Origin of the sequence: Oceanobacillus sp. FSL W7-1281 (assembly GCF_037969835.1) — a bacterium.
Lineage (GTDB): Bacteria > Bacillota > Bacilli > Bacillales > Amphibacillaceae > Oceanobacillus > Oceanobacillus oncorhynchi.
Genome location: NZ_CP150214.1, coordinates 1,534,706 through 1,550,299, shown reverse-complemented (window position 1 = coordinate 1,550,299; position 15,594 = coordinate 1,534,706). Strand labels below are relative to the sequence as shown.

Below are 15,594 nucleotides of genomic sequence, written 5' to 3'. Positions count from 1 at the left end.
TTATGATAACTTTAAAGCCCAGCATTCTAAATAACAAAAAACAAGCTATCTCAGATATTCCCACCCGAGATAGCTTGTTATGTTGCTCTAAATATTTTCCTGTCTTAACGTCTCCACGATACTATCCTTCTTCAATTTCGACATCGAGTAAAGCATGGCTGATCCAACAATCAGAAATACAGCTAATATAGCTATTCCAATATACATCCACGGAATGTTGAAGCTGTAATCAAAGGCGTATTGCGTCTGCCAGTAAATAATATACATCACCACAAAACTGATGGGCAGCCCATACAGCAAGGATTTTATTCCATAAAACAGGCTCTCAAAATAAATCATTTTACGAAAAGCTTTTGGCGTCATGCCAATCGATTTCATCGTTGCAAACTCTCTTCTCCGCAGAGCAATACTTGTTGAAATGGTATTAAAGATATTAGCAACGGAAATCAATGTAATCAGGACGATAAACCCGTAAACAAAAATAGACAGCACCCGTGCGAATTGTTCATTATCCTGTCTGACTTCATACTGATTGTAAATAGATACCTCATCCGCAATCCCCAGCGCTTCTATATCCTCTTGCGCCTGGTCCGGATCATCAGAGGTGACATATATCTCAGATAAACTTGTTCTTTCATTTGGAAATGATTCCATTGTATTCTCAAGCACTTGCTCCGGTACAATAAGATAAATGGTGTTCGAATCGGCATAGGAATTTCCAACAGGATATTGATTCGTCAGACCAAGCAGCTCGATGTCTTCTCCCTGTCCGAAGTTCCAATCGCCTGTTTCTTCATTGTAGCTGCGCACTTGAAGCGGCAGCATATCACCCGTATCCACTTTTAACATATCTGTTTCGATGTATTGCGTGCCATCATTATAGGTGACATGGTTTACTAAAACACCACGAAAATCACTTTTCGTTACATCTGTTATATCATTATCGGCTAGATATTGTTCCCAATCCGCATCAGATAAGCCCACTAATTCCAGGTTATATGGGAGACCTTCTGCTGTTTCAGGAGTTTCATCCCTATTTTCATAGTTCTCTCCAGCCATTTGCTCTGGAAAATACGCCTGAAGCTGGGCTGTTTTGTAAATGAAACTTTCCTCCACACTATCTAAATCCTGTATGTCTTGATAGATTTCCCACAAAGGATTGGAATCATCTACCTCTCCCGTGCCGCTGATGGAAATATCATATTCCAGTTCCTCCGACATCACTTCATATGATTTGGTCAACGAGCTGGTATAGAACCCTACAGCTAAAAATAATATAACGCTGATCATTAGTGAAAAAACAGTCACCTGATAACGTTTCTTATGTCTCTTTAAATTCTTCAAAGCAATTTCCGCTTCATAGCCAAAGAGTTTACGGACGATACGGTTTGTTTTCACTTTCTTTTTCGTTAATTTGACATCCTTTGCCTGGCGGATAGCATCAATCGCAGTTACTTTAGATGCTCTGACTGCAGGTATCCATGCAGAAATCAAAATAGTCATCAAAGAAACACCGACAGCTATCCCAATTAATGGAAAAGTAACAACCAGCCGGAAATCTGTCTCAAGCCCTACATTTTGTAAAATCTGATTCACATAATACAGCGTGATGCCAATGCCGGCAAAACCAGCTCCAATTCCAATAGGAATACTGATCAATCCGATTAAGAGCCCTTCAAATAAAACGGAATTTCTTTTTTGCCGTTTCGTCGCTCCAACGCTGGCAAGCATTCCTAAATACCGTGATCTTTCTGATACCGAGATAGCAAATGCATTATAAATTAAAGCCATTGAACCAATTACGATAATCAGCATAATAACCGTTAATAATCCAGATAAAGTAGAAACCGTCCCGCTATTCAAGGAAACAAGGTACGTATTCAATAAAGTCGTGTTAAAATTATACGCATCATCCGCTACATCCAATTCTTGTGCCAGCAAATCTACATCATCAAAAAGGGTTATCCCTAAATCATTCACTTTTACAAAAGCACGGTCCACCACAGATGACGCTTGTGCATCCGTATAAGCTAACACGGTATATCCTGGAGACCACGGCTCGTCCCATATCGGTTCTTCGATTTCACCAACAATGGTAAAGCTGTATTCGGTTTGCTCACGTAATTCTTCATCTAATTGTCCTTCAATAACCAAAAGCGAATCATTTTGGTCTAACGCACGATTTTCCATACCTTCCGTTCCTGTATAACGTCTTTCTCCTATGTCTAACTCAATCGTATCTCCAATTTGGTAATCAAAATCCTGTCTTTTTAATTCCTCAGAGATCACTACCTCCTTTTCATTTGCCGGGAGCCGGCCTTTCGTCAGATTCACTTGCATCTGCTCCAGAGCCGTTTCATCCATGCCCCGGACATACAGGTATCTTTTCAATAATTGGTCATTCAACGGTGCATATCCATATTCCTTCATCACACCGACAGAATCTGTATTGGCATCGGTTTGAATTTTTTCCAGCTGCTCTGAATCAAGCTGATCCATGCTGTAATGCCAATTCCCCTCGTTAGCAATCGCATCCCGCTGCTGCATATCTATAAAAGAAATTCCCAGGGAAGCTACTCCTGTAATCATCGCAACAGAAATAATGACACCAATAATAGTAATAAGCGTTCTTCGTTTATTTTCTTTTAAATGCCTTAGCGTAACTTTATTGACTATATTCATTGGCGAATCACCTCGTCCTTGGCGATCACACCGTCCTCAATGGAAATAATCCGATCAGCCTGAAGGGCAATTCGTTCATCATGGGTAATGACGACCAATGTCTGGTGATATGTTTTATTAAATAGTTTTAATAAATCAATGATTTCTTTACTATTCTTACTGTCTAGATTCCCTGTCGGCTCATCCGCAAGAATAATAGACGGATTACTGATTAGAGCTCTGCCAATGGATACACGCTGCTGCTGGCCTCCAGATAGCTGATTCGGTAAATAATCTAATCGGTCTTTAAGTCCAAGTATTTCTATCAATTCCTTAAAGTGCTTTTTTTCCACCTGATGAGAATCTAACAGCATCGGCAACGTAATATTTTCCTCCACGGTTAAAATCGGCAGGAGATTGTAAAACTGATAAATTAAGCCAATCTGTCTCCTGCGAAAAACAGCTAACTGTGTTTCATTTAATTCATAGATATCTGTATTCTCTATAAATACCTTGCCATCCGTCGGCCGGTCCACACCTCCCAGCAAATGAAGCAGTGTCGATTTCCCGGAACCAGAAGGTCCAATAATTGCTACAAACTCCCCCTGCTCCACGGAAAATGATACATTATCCAATGCTTTTACCGCCGTGTCACCTTTTCCGTACACTTTAGACAAATTTTCAACCCGCATTAATTCCACTACAATTTCCTCCTTATTTTTCTTTGCTCCCTACTTTACCTGTCTAAGGTGACGGGATGGTGACAATAACAGTGACAATATTGTCACTTATGATGACATAATCTGCTGATAAAGTGAAACTTCATTTAGCGAGCTGCTTCTCCCTGATAGAATTTAATTAAAAAGGTGGTTCCTTTTCCAGATTCACTTATTACTTCAATATCTCCCTGCTGATTAGCAACAATCGAATAAGCCATTGCCAATCCAATACCAACACTGCCATCAGCCGCCTGACTTCCTTTATAAAAACGTTTAAAAATATGTGGAAGTTCTGCTTTCTCGATACCTTTGCCATTATCTTTGATTCGTATTTCTGTAAAAATGGCATTTTCCTCATAAGAGATGGAGATTTTTCCGCCATGCGGCGTGTGTTCTATTGCATTCTTTAAAATATTAATACAAGCCTCTTTCGTCCAGTTTTTATCCCCTATAAAAGTGACTCCCGGTTTTTCTTCTATCTCCAGCTCTATCTCCTTCAGCTCCACAGGGATCTCCATTGGTGCAACAACTTCTTGTATAAGCTGCATCACCTCAACCTTTTCCTTACTGAATAAAGTAGTTCCCGCATCAATCTTGGAAAGCTTTAATAACGAGGATACAAGCCATTCCATCCGTTCTAATTGCCTGCGAATATGATATGTAAATTCCTGCCGCTTTTCCGTCTCCATATTCGGATCGTTTAATAAGTCTGCCATTACGGTCATCGAAGTCAGCGGCGTTTTGATTTGATGAGAAATATCGGAAATTGCATCTGTGAGTTTTTCTTTATCCTTCTGCAACCCTTCCTGCTGTTCAGATAGCATCCGGGTCATTTTATAGATTTCATTTTTTAATATACTGAGGTCCCCTTCTCTATTATCCCGGACATCGAGCGAGGTATCTCCTGCCATAATTTTTCGTAAATAACCGGATAACTGAATAATCCGCTGATAGCGCCAGGCCATCCATACCATATAGCAAATCGCCAGGCTCCCGCCGACAATCGCAATATAGACAGCTGTGACAGGAGAATGCATATATCCTAATAGCATGCCAATTCCTAAAATCAATACAGTAGAAGTGAGAAAAAAACGGATTTCTTTATTTCGCAGCATCTTCAGCCGCCATTCTGTATCCCAGCCCTCTGACTGTTTCTATGATTGCCGGCTGCTGCGGATTATCTTCAATTTTCTTTCGAAGCCGTTTAATATACACCGTGAGCGTATTATCATTGACAAACTCGCCAGCCACATCCCATATCTGTTCCAGCAGCTGCTCCCGAGACAATATCTGCCCGCGGTGGTTGATAAAAATCATCAACAGCCGATATTCCAGTGCAGTTAATGCCAGTTCTATGCTTGCTTTATATACTTTTCCTTCTAACGGAAATACCTCCAGCGAATTAAGGAGGACAGAATCCTTCTCCTGCGTGTTATTTTTTTGATAACGCCTGAGCACCGTTTTAATCCGTGCACTTAATTCACGTATACGAAACGGCTTGGTAATATAATCATCTGCCCCCATATCCAGTCCCATTACCACGTTTACTTCATCATCGGCAACAGTTAGAAATATAACCGGAACATCTGCACTTTCTTTGACACGCCGGCATAAATCATAGCCGCTGCCATCAGGCAAGGATAAATCAAATAGGCATAGAGAAATGCTGTTTATCTCTGTGTCTATCATTTCCTCTGCTCCTTGCGCATGATGACAGACAATCACTTCATAGCCTTCTTGGCTTAAGGAATACTCCAAGCCGGAAGCAATGGTTTTATCGTCTTCTACAATGAGTAATTTCATAGCTGTCCCTCCATTTATCTGTTTCATTGCTGTTAACTGATATCTATGGTCATTATACAAATGAATTTCAAGAATTTATAGGATTAATATATATTTTCCACTTTTCTTTTAATATGTTTTATGAACGATGAGACTGTTTTTGATTCGTTTATTTATCATTTAGAGACCTATTATTCTCCCGATACAGCTGTGCTTCATCTATTTAGTCCTGCTGCTCATTGTTTACAGAAGAAGGTAAATAGCAGAAAATAATAGAGTTGAAAAAAAATATTGTAACGAATCAGTAAATTCTTGGATATATAGATAATTAAACATTTAACAATCATTAATCAGATTACCATTGAGAGGAGGTAAAAAGTGAACACAGAGGATGTTTATCAGGAATATGGAGACTTTATTTTTAAATACTTATTAACATTGACTAATAACAGTCAGACTGCTGAAGAATTGACACAGGAGACCTTCTATCAAGCTATCAAATCCATTGATAACTTTCATAACAATGGAAAAGCTAAATTTTCTACCTGGCTGTGTTCTATAGCAAAAAATGTCTGGTTACAAGAACTGCATAGGGAAAAGAAAAGGAAACAATTAGAAGAATCACTCCAGAAGGAGGATACGCTATCTTATCATTTGGAGGAAGAATATTTTAAGAAGGAAGATAAAATTAATTTTTTCAAGCAAGCCCATCAGCTTGATGAGAAAAAGCGTGAAATTATTTATCTCAGGCTGCTGGGGGATTTATCTTTTAAAGAAATAGGGTTGATTTTTGGAGGATCAGAAAACTGGGCCCGGGTAACATTTTATCGAGCTAAACAACAATTACGAAAGGGTGGCAAAAGGAATGAACCATAGCGTCTTCAAAGATTTAGTACCAAGCTATATTGAAAACCTGACGAGCGATGAAACGAATAAACAGATGGAAGAACATATGGAACAATGTGCGGAATGCAGGGAATACTTTAAAGAAATGCAAGAGGATTTGATAGTAGTACGTACACGTGAGCAAAAAGATGAGAAAAGAAATATTGATTATTTGAAAAAGATTCGGTCAAAAAACAGGAAAAAGATTTTCGCAATCACAGGATCGCTGCTTGCGCTTTTTCTTCTTCTATCCATTAGCTATTATTTCCTTTTCGTGCATATGTGGATAGCAGATGAAAACAATGTGGAAACAACGATTCAGCAGCCGAATCAAACAACTACGCTGACTTTTCAATCAAAAAATGATAACCGCTACCTTTTAGCCATGCTGCAGCCAGGAGATAAAGAGTATGTTGATACAATTATTATCTATGAAAATTGGAATATCCTTGCAGATACGAAAATAAATTATTTTTCAGAAGTGGCAACTGATCACCAAAATGGAAGTGAGATTACGTATACATTTTTAGATGAAAATACGTTATTGCTACCTGATGGAACAGAAAAGAAACTGACAGATGAAGATATAATACACATTCAATATAAAGACCGTACGGAAGAAATACAATTAAAGGATTTATACAACGCAGAAAATAATAATTAATTGGAGAGAATCGTCATCAGATAACCTTTCACCTAAAAATGATAAATTTCAAAATATCATTTTTAAAATTATTTTAAAACTCTGGTTGTCTTTCATTTTAAAGGGACTTATGATGTTCTTAGGCGCCGGCGTACTTATATTTTTAGGAGAATGTTTATTATGAAATTAGAACAAATTTCAGATCTGCCAATTGTCTATATGCGGAGAACTGGTGCATACGGAGAGGAAAATAATCAGCTAATGGCTAGATTTAAGCATTGGATGACCTATAACAATGTTTCAAAGGGTAATTTATTGACAGATAATGCAGTTGTATTAGGTATTATTTGGGACAATCCAGCACATGTTCCTTCTGAAGCATGTCGATATGACACAGCCCTTGTGCTTTCTGAACAGCAGGTAATAAATGATGAATGTGTTCAACAGGGTATATTACAAGGGGGCAATTATGGTGTTTTCACGGTGGAACATACTGCCGATGCATTGTCCAGAGCATGGCAGGTTATTTTCTCTGAATTAGCTGAAGCCGGCCATCAGTTAGATGAAACAAGGCCAATTCTCGAGCGGTATGTGCAGTCCATGCTGGAAAAACATGTTTGTGAAATTTGCTTGCCTATTCAAAACAGAATTTAAAACAGCTTGTTGAAATAACAAATAATTTATTTCGCTATAAAACGAAACTTCATTCAGTGGGAGTTTTTCGACGCACAAATGTTTCCGATGGGGCGAGTAATCGCAGTCCCAGGATGTGCTAGTGCAGACGTTGCGACAGGACGTCGCGAACTTAGTCTGCTTCCTTAATTCTCCCACTGAATTAGCCTGAGTGATTCAGGGAGTTAGCGCCCGTTATCTCCCGCCTAAATAAATTTATTTTCGCTCTTTATTTTGAGGCGGGAGTTTTACAGGCGATTCTCCGTGATAAATAATAATTTTCATTCCTCAGGAGTTTTACCTCTATCTTTATATACAGGAGGTTTCGTATTACCTTTGTCCATGCTTAGAGGCTCTCCTGGGGATTTATTATTCTCCCACACTTAATTGTCACCTAAATAAAATATAGGTTGACAATTAAGTGTATATTCCCTTATTCTATTAATATCAAAACTAGAAAGTGTGGGAATAAAATTGAAATTAAGAGATATGATGTTTATATCATTGTTCGCAGCAATTATGGGGATTTTTGCTATTTTCCCTCCGATTCCAGTCCCTTTTATTCCCGTCCCTATCGTCGTACAGACAATTGGTATTATGTTTGCAGGCGGAATATTAGGTGCGAAACGAGGCGGACTCAGTATCTTGCTTTTTGTGTTTCTCGTTGCTGTCGGGGCACCGTTATTAACTGGCGGGCGCGGCGGTTTAGGAGTGCTTATTGGGCCAACAGGAGGATATATTCTAGCTTATCCGATTGCAGCATGGATTATCGGGTATTTAACGGAAAAAAGCATCCGTCACCTGACCTATTGGAAGCTCGTATTAATTACAACCTTTGGCGGGGTTATCATTGTGAATGTTATCGGTGTTACCTATTTATCTATTTTATCTAATCTTCCGTGGGGACCGACTGCTATTTCTGCCTTGGTCTTTTTACCCGGAGATGTCGTGAAAGCACTAATTGCCAGTGCCGTTATTATAAAAATCAATCAGGTGTATCCTCTGATTGATAAGAAAAAGCGTGTTACATATTAAGGTGATAAATGCTTGGACAATTAACGATTAGAAATACCATCTTTTAGGTAGATAACAGCATTGAATTTAATTTCCAAATGCGTGGTCTAACTCCACCGTCTTTAGACGGTATCCGCTTTTAGCCTTATCTTTTTTGTCCATACTAATGGATGAGGTGATAGTATGGACGGATATCGAAAAAGCGGTCATGCAGTATATGATATAAAGTACCATGTTATATGGGTAACAAAGTATAGATATAAGGTATTGCAAGGTCATATAGCAGTTAGAGCAAGAGAATTGATTAGGCAAGGATGTGAAGCAAGAGGAATAACCATCCTGCAAGGTAGTGTTGGCAAAGACCATATCCATTTATTATTATCTTGTCCACCAAGTGTTGCGCCAAGTAAAATCATGCAATATCTGAAAGGAAGATCATCAAGGTTATTACAGGACGAATTTCCAGAACTAAAGAAAAGATATTGGGGACAGCATTTGTGGGCAAGAGGGTACTTTTGCGCCACAGTTGGAACAGTAACGGAAGAGATAATAAGAAATTATATAGCCAATCAATTCAATGAAAACAAAGACGATATATTCAAGATTGAAGAATGAGTTCAGTCTTATTTTGAATATGCTTCAGCTTAATGACTTTGAGCAGGACTTTAGCCTGAAGAGCGACTTTAGTCGCCGACATTCATGTCCAAATCCACCTGCTTTAGCAGGTGGTCGTTTAAGCGAATAAGGGAGATATTGGAATAGAAGTAACTATCCTTCAATTTTTGAAAGTCAATAAATCATTCCAATATCTTCCCAAATCAATTCTCCCCCTCAAACGATTCCAAATAACGATAAAGCGTTGACTTACTTATCCCTGTTTCATTTTTAATATCAAATAATTTAAAGCCATCCTGATACATCGCAATCGCCTTTTTAATATTTTCATCCGATTTCTTAGGACGCCCAATGGTTTTCCCCTGCTGCTTCGCCTCATACATCCCTTGCGTTGTAGATTGTTTAATACTGTCTGATTGGAATTGCAGAATATGTGCCATCATGCCCTGTAAATGAATGTTTAGCAGCGTATCACTTTGAATATCCTCGTTTAAAAAATGGAGTTTTACATTATCTCTTTCACATACTTTTAATACTTCCATCAAATGGTGGAAGGTATCCGCTAAAGCAATCATTTTTTCTACAAGGATACAATCTCCTGGCTGCATCTCCATCAATAGATTCTCCAGCTGGATTCGTTTTTTCGGCGTTCCATGCACTTCTTGAAAAATCCGGTCACATTTTCCTTTTAAAGATACTAGTTGGTTTTGAGAATGTTTATCGTTATATAACGGTCTTGTATAGCCATATATCATATTATCCGCTCCTATTCATTCCCTGAAGGGTTCCTTTTTGGGAAAGTTAGTGCTACAATGTGAAAAGAATTTTAGAAAAGGAGTTTATCATGCAAACTTTAAAACAACAATGGTTCGGTAATATCCGGGCTGATATCTTATCCGGTATTGTCGTTGCGCTCGCTCTGATTCCGGAAGCAATTGCTTTTTCTATTATAGCGGGTGTCGATCCAATGGTCGGATTATATACCTCATTTATTATTGCTGTAGTCATTTCTTTTGCCGGCGGCCGGCCGGGAATGATTTCCGCAGCTACCGGAGCAATGGCATTACTCATGGTTCCGCTGGTCAGAGATTATGGTCTCGACTATCTTTTGGCAGCAACCATTTTAACAGGTATTATTCAGCTTATCTTTGGTATTTGCAAGGTTGCTAAAGTCATGAAATTTGTTCCAAATGCAGTCATGATTGGCTTTGTCAATGCATTGGCTATTTTGATTTTTATGGCCCAGCTGGAGCATTTTATTGGCATTTCAACCATGACTTATCTATTTGTGGGGATTACATTAATCCTATTATATACTTTACCACGGTTTATCAAAGTAATTCCAGCTCCATTGATTGCTATTGTCGCATTAACGTCCATTGCCATATTCAGCGGCGTCAACCTTAATACAGTAGGGGATCTTGGAACAATCACTCAGACACTGCCGTCTTTTTTTATTCCGAATGTGCCGTGGACATTTGAAACGCTGCAAATTATATTTCCATATGCGTTATCCATGGCGATTGTCGGGTTGCTGGAAACTCTGCTTACCTCACAGATTGTCGATGATATGACTGGAACGGAAAGCAATAAAAACGGAGAAGCACGCGGGCAGGGAATGGCCAATTTTATTACTGGATTCTTTGGCGGAATGGCAGGCTGTGCGATGATCGGCCAGTCGGTGATTAATGTAAAATCTGGCGGGCGCGGACGTTTATCTACATTCATTGCAGGTATTTTTCTAATGTTTCTCATTATTGTACTGGGGGATCTGGTTGTTCAAATCCCCATGCCTGTTTTAGTCGGCATTATGATTATGGTAAGTATCGGAACTTTTGATTGGAGCTCCTTTAATTATTTAATAAAGGCTCCGCGCACAGATGCCATCGTAATGTTAACTACTGTTATTATCGTCGTCTATACACATGATTTATCCAAGGGAGTCCTTGCCGGAGTGTTGTTAAGTGCTATTTTCTTTGTGATAAAAATTTCAAATGTGAAAATTTCCAAAGACGGCAATCGCTACAGTATTCATGGGCAGCTCTTTTTCGCTTCCATCGATGGATTTGTTGATTACTTTAAAAAAGCGGATATTCAGAGTGAAAAAATCCAGATTGATTTCTCTGACAGCCGTGTCTGGGACGATTCTGGTGTCGGCGCCATCCTAAAAGTATCCGAATTGTTAAAGTCCAAAGGAATTCAGGTGGAGCTTGTCGAACTGGATAGTTCAAGTAAAAAAATAATGGATAAATTGAATGGGGTTTTATCCTCACATTAAAAGGAGAGATATTTTATGTATAAACATATTTTACTTGCTTCAGACGGTTCGGAAAATGCGGTGCGTGCTGCAAAAGAAGCGGTTAAAGTTGCTTCATTTGATAAAGAATCCGTTATTGACGTTGTGTATGTCATCGATATTGAAAAGTCAAAGTCAGATGTTCTCCATGCAAATTCCAGTGAAGCCGTTGATTTAGAACGCCGTAAAAAGAATTCAAAAGTCATTCAAGTTCTAAACCAGGCAAATGCAGCCTATCAAACAACGATTCTGCGCGGCAAGCCCGGTCCCGAAATTGTTCAGTACGCCAATCAGCAAAAAGTAGATATGGTTATCATCGGCAGCCGTGGTTTAAATACGCTTCAGGAGATGGTTTTAGGGAGTGTCAGCCATAAAGTGATGAAACGGGTGAACTGCCCGGCGCTGATAGTAAAGTAATCTAATACAGCAGCTTATGTTTTCAACCAGGCCGCCAAGACCAAGGGTTAACAAATGATGAATCGTAGGATATAATTATGTTTTGATATATAATTAGCAAAAGAATTAATTTTCAAACAAAGGATGGAACTGGATGAAAAAAAGATTATTTTACGGCCTGATACTGATTTTATTTGTTATCCTTGCTGGCTGCAGTGATTCAGATGAACCGCCGTCGGATGAAACGGTTGAAGAAGCTCCGGATGAAGAAACAGAAGAAACCACAGAAGACAATAGTGAAGTAACCGAACAACTGGAGAAAGAGCTGGATGAATTGGATGATGGGCTGCCGAGGGACGCAGCAGAATTCTTGCTGGAGGAGTTTGGAGAAACGGCCAACATAGACTCCACACTCGTTTCAGATGATTTTTATATCCTGGATAAACGGGAAGCTAATGATAAGTTAATGCGATTTTATCAAGAGCCGCGTCATTTAGTATCTGAGATTGCCCAATATGATGACGACGGAGGAGAAACCAACGGGCTGTCCGTAAACATGCTGGGAGATATCGAAGCAGATTCAGAAACAACTTATATAGAACGTTTAAAGGATACGAAGCAGATACTCGATTTTTTATTTGCCTATAATAATCAGGAATATGATATTCATACAGTGATATGGTCCTATCCAATCAAAGGACACGCCGCTATCGAGCAGTATGGAAGTATCAGCAGCACCATCATAGCGGAGAGAATAACAAGAGAACAATATGAAAATGAATGGGAATCCGTTGATTTTGATCAGATAACGATGGATGAGATACGCGATATGGAAAATACACCGATTGTCGATAATAAGCTGCTCTACCCTTTTACAGACCGGCTGGACCGGCACGATGTTCTCGGTCAGACATATGAAGTTAACGGTTTAAGTGTTACGCTGGAAGAAGCAGAACGATTAGATGAATATGACGGCGTATCGATTGATGAATTTTGTGCTGCGGAGGATGAAGATCGAAGCTGCAATTCTTTTATAAAAGCAAACTTTGTCATTAAAAATGACCGTGATTATGATATGGCTGGTTTTTCAACATTTTTATTTGGTTTGAGCTGGACAATGGATGATGGTCAGAACCAAGAGACCTCCCCCTTAACTGATACAGCGAATGGATTTGATTTCCCCAATTTGGAGTATGATATTTTAGTACCCTCCGGTGAGGAGAGAACGTTTGAGGTGGTCTTTGCTGACTATAATGATGTTGAACACGTAACCATCAACTTTAACAACTATGTATTTGATGAGGCTAATAACACCAGCAATGATTCGATGGGGCCGATGGATCAAGACCTCAATTTATCCTGGCTGCTGGAAGAAATTTTATAAAACATATAAGGATAGGTTTCACTTTTCTCCTCGTTTAAGTGTAAATCTATCCTTTTTTTGATAAAATGAAAGTCTGTTTTACACATTTTCATAGTTTGTATAAATTACATTCCATTTAGTTGAAATAAAGGAGATCACCATGACACCAACGCTTATACTTGCACTTATTATTTTTTTCATCACACTTGTTTTCGTCATTTGGCAGCCTAAGGGTTTAAATATTGGCTGGTCTGCAACAGGCGGAGCGATTCTTGCCATTTTATCCGGAGTTGTCGAATGGAAGGATGTTCTGGAAGTGATTGGCATTACCTGGAATGCTACCTTAGCCTTTGTAGCTATTATTTTAATCTCCTTAGTTTTAGATGAAATCGGCTTATTTGAATGGTCTGCACTGCATATGGCGAAAGCAGCTAAAGGGAACGGCCTGAAAATGTTTATTTACGTCGGTATATTAGGCGCAGTCGTAGCAGCGTTATTTGCCAACGATGGAGCAGCTCTTATCCTGACACCAATCGTACTGGCTATGGTTCAGCACCTGCATTTTAAAGCACATATGATTTTTCCGTTTATTATTGCCGGAGGATTTATTGCTGATACAACCTCCCTCCCCTTTATCATTAGCAATCTGGTGAATATCGTATCTGCAGACTTTTTCGGGATTGGTTTTGCAGAATATGCAGCACGGATGATTATTCCTAACCTTTTCTCTTTTATTGCGACCATGTTCGTGCTGCTGATTTATTTTCGCAGAACGATTCCGAAAAGGTATGATTTATCCAAATTAAAAAAGCCGGCAGAAGCGATCAAGGATAAAAAGCTGTTTCGTTTATCCTGGTATGTTCTCGGCCTATTGATTATCGGCTACTTTACAAGTGAATGGATACGTATTCCTGTTTCTATCATTGCCGGCTTGATTGCAATGATCTTTATACTCTTGGCAAAACGCAGCCCGGCTGTCCATGCAAAAAAAGTAATTATAAATGCTCCCTGGAATATCGTCATCTTTTCTATCGGCATGTATGTTGTTGTGTATGGACTGGGAAATGCCGGTCTTACCTCCGCCCTTGCTGCTCTGATTCAGGCTGCGGCTGATCAAGGATTATTCGCTGCCACGTTTGCCATGGGCTTTCTCGCAGCAGTTCTGTCATCTGTAATGAATAATTTGCCTACCGTGATGATTGATGCGCTTGCTATAGCGGAAACAAATACAACGGGAATTCTAAGAGAGGCACTTATTTATGCAAATGTCATCGGATCTGATTTAGGGCCGAAAATTACGCCGATAGGCTCGCTGGCCACCTTGGTCTGGCTGCATGTGCTGTCACAAAAAGGGATAAAAATATTATGGGGAGAGTACTTTAAGATTGGTATTATTTTAACTTTCCCTATTCTCTTTATTACGCTGCTTGGGCTGTATCTGACTCTGGTTATTTTTTAAAAAAATCCGCTAATAAGAAATCCAAACACCTTCAAAAAAGTGTTTGGATTTCTTATTAGATTCAACTATTGTTTCTCAAAGGAGCAGCTTATTTTTGATGAATCAATTTCATATTTTCATTTACACTACAATTTAAAAATAATGCCCATCAATGAATAGATAATCACCGTTGAAAAAACAACCGTCATATGAATCAAGGAATAAATAAACATTGATTTTGCCCATTTTTCTGAGTCCATTCGCTGATAGCCAAAAACACTCAACATAAGCCAGCCGAGACTCATTATAAGCGATACAAGCATCAGCCCGACACTTAATGAGCTCAATAAAAAGCTGATACCAAACATCACGATTAAATAAATATTCGTCTGGATATAGGTGCGCCGGACTCCTTTTACAACCGGAAGCATCGGGATTCCAGCTGCTTGATACTCCTCATGTCTTCGAATCGCGATCGAATAGAAATGCGGCATTTGCCAAATAACTGCAATGACAAAAAGACCTAAAATCGCCGGGTGTGTAATGTCCGGATACATCGCAGCCCAGCCGATCAAAGGAGGCATCGCTCCAGAGATACTGCCGATTTCTGTATTATATACGGTTCTCCGCTTACTCCACATCGTATATGGGAAAACATAAAAAAACAGACCCAGAAAGCCTAATAGCCCTGCCAGCGGTGTTGTCAAACAAAGCAGGATAATTCCAGCTATAGCCATAATAATGCCCAGCCACAGTACTGTTCCAGGCTTGATTTCTCCTGTAACTGTCGGACGACCTTGCGTTCTTTTCATAATTGCGTCGATTTCCCGATCGTATAAATTATTGAAAGCTCCAGCTGCTCCTATCACGAAAATAGAACCTAAAAACGCAAATAAGATTTCCAAGAGCTTATCTGTAATACTAATCTGGTACGTGTATAAAGATAAGGTTAATCCTGCAAACATCGGAACCAGGTTGGAGCGTATAATACCTGTCTTCACGGTTTGCGAAAGTATCTTTAATAATGGCGTTTTTTGATTTTGTCCATTGATTGTTTCTGCCATTTCGAATCTAATCCCCTTTTATCTATCTATCTGAAATGAATACCTT

Annotated in this window: 15 protein-coding genes; 9 read left to right on the top strand and 6 right to left on the bottom strand. The window is 39.2% G+C overall.

All coding sequences use genetic code 11. The features are described from left to right. Positions 1–87: 87 nt before the first annotated feature. The 4 genes from MKX55_RS07815 to MKX55_RS07800 form a co-directional block, all read right to left on the bottom strand. Positions 88–2,682, bottom strand: a complete 2,595-nt coding sequence (locus MKX55_RS07815; protein WP_339237396.1) for an ABC transporter permease — start codon at positions 2,680–2,682, stop codon at positions 88–90. Next, entirely contained in the window at positions 2,679–3,362 is a 684-nt protein-coding gene (locus tag MKX55_RS07810) for an ABC transporter ATP-binding protein (RefSeq protein ID WP_339183807.1), read from the bottom strand. The genes MKX55_RS07815 and MKX55_RS07810 overlap by 4 nt, the downstream gene beginning before the upstream one ends. Before the next feature lie 125 nt (positions 3,363–3,487). Then, positions 3,488–4,495, bottom strand: coding sequence for a HAMP domain-containing sensor histidine kinase (locus tag MKX55_RS07805; protein ID WP_339237394.1), 1,008 nt, complete (start codon positions 4,493–4,495; stop codon positions 3,488–3,490). Beyond that, the gene (locus MKX55_RS07800; RefSeq protein ID WP_339237392.1) at positions 4,482–5,183 is read right to left on the bottom strand and encodes a response regulator transcription factor; all 702 of its coding nucleotides are present in this window, start codon (positions 5,181–5,183) and stop codon (positions 4,482–4,484) included. Before MKX55_RS07800 ends, MKX55_RS07805 begins: the two co-directional genes overlap by 14 nt. Positions 5,184–5,540: 357 nt before the next feature. Here MKX55_RS07800 and MKX55_RS07795 point away from each other — a divergent pair, with 357 nt between their 5' ends. The 5 genes from MKX55_RS07795 to tnpA all read left to right on the top strand — a co-directional run bounded on the left by MKX55_RS07795 (position 5,541) and on the right by tnpA (position 8,991). Then, positions 5,541–6,038, top strand: coding sequence for a sigma-70 family RNA polymerase sigma factor (locus MKX55_RS07795; protein WP_339237390.1), 498 nt, complete (start codon positions 5,541–5,543; stop codon positions 6,036–6,038). Next, complete coding sequence (locus MKX55_RS07790) at positions 6,028–6,711, top strand: zf-HC2 domain-containing protein (protein WP_339237388.1); 684 nt, start codon at positions 6,028–6,030, stop codon at positions 6,709–6,711. Before MKX55_RS07795 ends, MKX55_RS07790 begins: the two co-directional genes overlap by 11 nt. 159 nt (positions 6,712–6,870) lie before the next feature. Beyond that, the gene (locus tag MKX55_RS07785; RefSeq protein ID WP_339237386.1) at positions 6,871–7,344 is read left to right on the top strand and encodes a GyrI-like domain-containing protein; all 474 of its coding nucleotides are present in this window, start codon (positions 6,871–6,873) and stop codon (positions 7,342–7,344) included. A 492-nt stretch (positions 7,345–7,836) separates the two neighbouring features. Then, a complete protein-coding gene (locus tag MKX55_RS07780; RefSeq protein WP_339183802.1) occupies positions 7,837–8,397 on the top strand; it encodes a biotin transporter BioY in 561 nt (186 codons plus the stop codon). Positions 8,398–8,559: 162 nt separating this feature from the next. Then, the gene (gene tnpA, locus MKX55_RS07775) at positions 8,560–8,991 is read left to right on the top strand and encodes an IS200/IS605 family transposase (RefSeq protein WP_256708565.1); all 432 of its coding nucleotides are present in this window, start codon (positions 8,560–8,562) and stop codon (positions 8,989–8,991) included. Between the two features lie 203 nt (positions 8,992–9,194). On the opposite strand, the gene MKX55_RS07770 is transcribed toward tnpA, so the two are convergent. Beyond that, positions 9,195–9,746, bottom strand: coding sequence for a recombinase family protein (locus tag MKX55_RS07770; protein WP_339237382.1), 552 nt, complete (start codon positions 9,744–9,746; stop codon positions 9,195–9,197). A gap of 86 nt (positions 9,747–9,832) precedes the next feature. Here MKX55_RS07770 and MKX55_RS07765 point away from each other — a divergent pair, with 86 nt between their 5' ends. The 4 genes from MKX55_RS07765 to MKX55_RS07750 all read left to right on the top strand — a co-directional run bounded on the left by MKX55_RS07765 (position 9,833) and on the right by MKX55_RS07750 (position 14,505). Next, on the top strand, positions 9,833–11,269 hold the full coding sequence (locus MKX55_RS07765; protein ID WP_339238459.1) for a SulP family inorganic anion transporter: 1,437 nt from the start codon (positions 9,833–9,835) through the stop codon (positions 11,267–11,269). Positions 11,270–11,284: 15 nt separating this feature from the next. After that, entirely contained in the window at positions 11,285–11,704 is a 420-nt protein-coding gene (locus tag MKX55_RS07760) for a universal stress protein (RefSeq protein ID WP_339183800.1), read from the top strand. Between the two features lie 133 nt (positions 11,705–11,837). Next, entirely contained in the window at positions 11,838–13,067 is a 1,230-nt protein-coding gene (locus MKX55_RS07755) for a hypothetical protein (protein ID WP_339237380.1), read from the top strand. A gap of 139 nt (positions 13,068–13,206) precedes the next feature. After that, a complete protein-coding gene (locus MKX55_RS07750; protein WP_339237378.1) occupies positions 13,207–14,505 on the top strand; it encodes an arsenic transporter in 1,299 nt (432 codons plus the stop codon). Positions 14,506–14,630: 125 nt separating this feature from the next. On the opposite strand, the gene cyoE is transcribed toward MKX55_RS07750, so the two are convergent. Then, positions 14,631–15,548 carry a heme o synthase gene (gene cyoE / locus MKX55_RS07745; protein WP_339237375.1) on the bottom strand — a complete coding sequence of 306 codons (918 nt, stop codon included), beginning with the start codon at positions 15,546–15,548 and terminating at the stop codon, positions 14,631–14,633. Between the last annotated feature and the right edge of the window lie 46 nt (positions 15,549–15,594).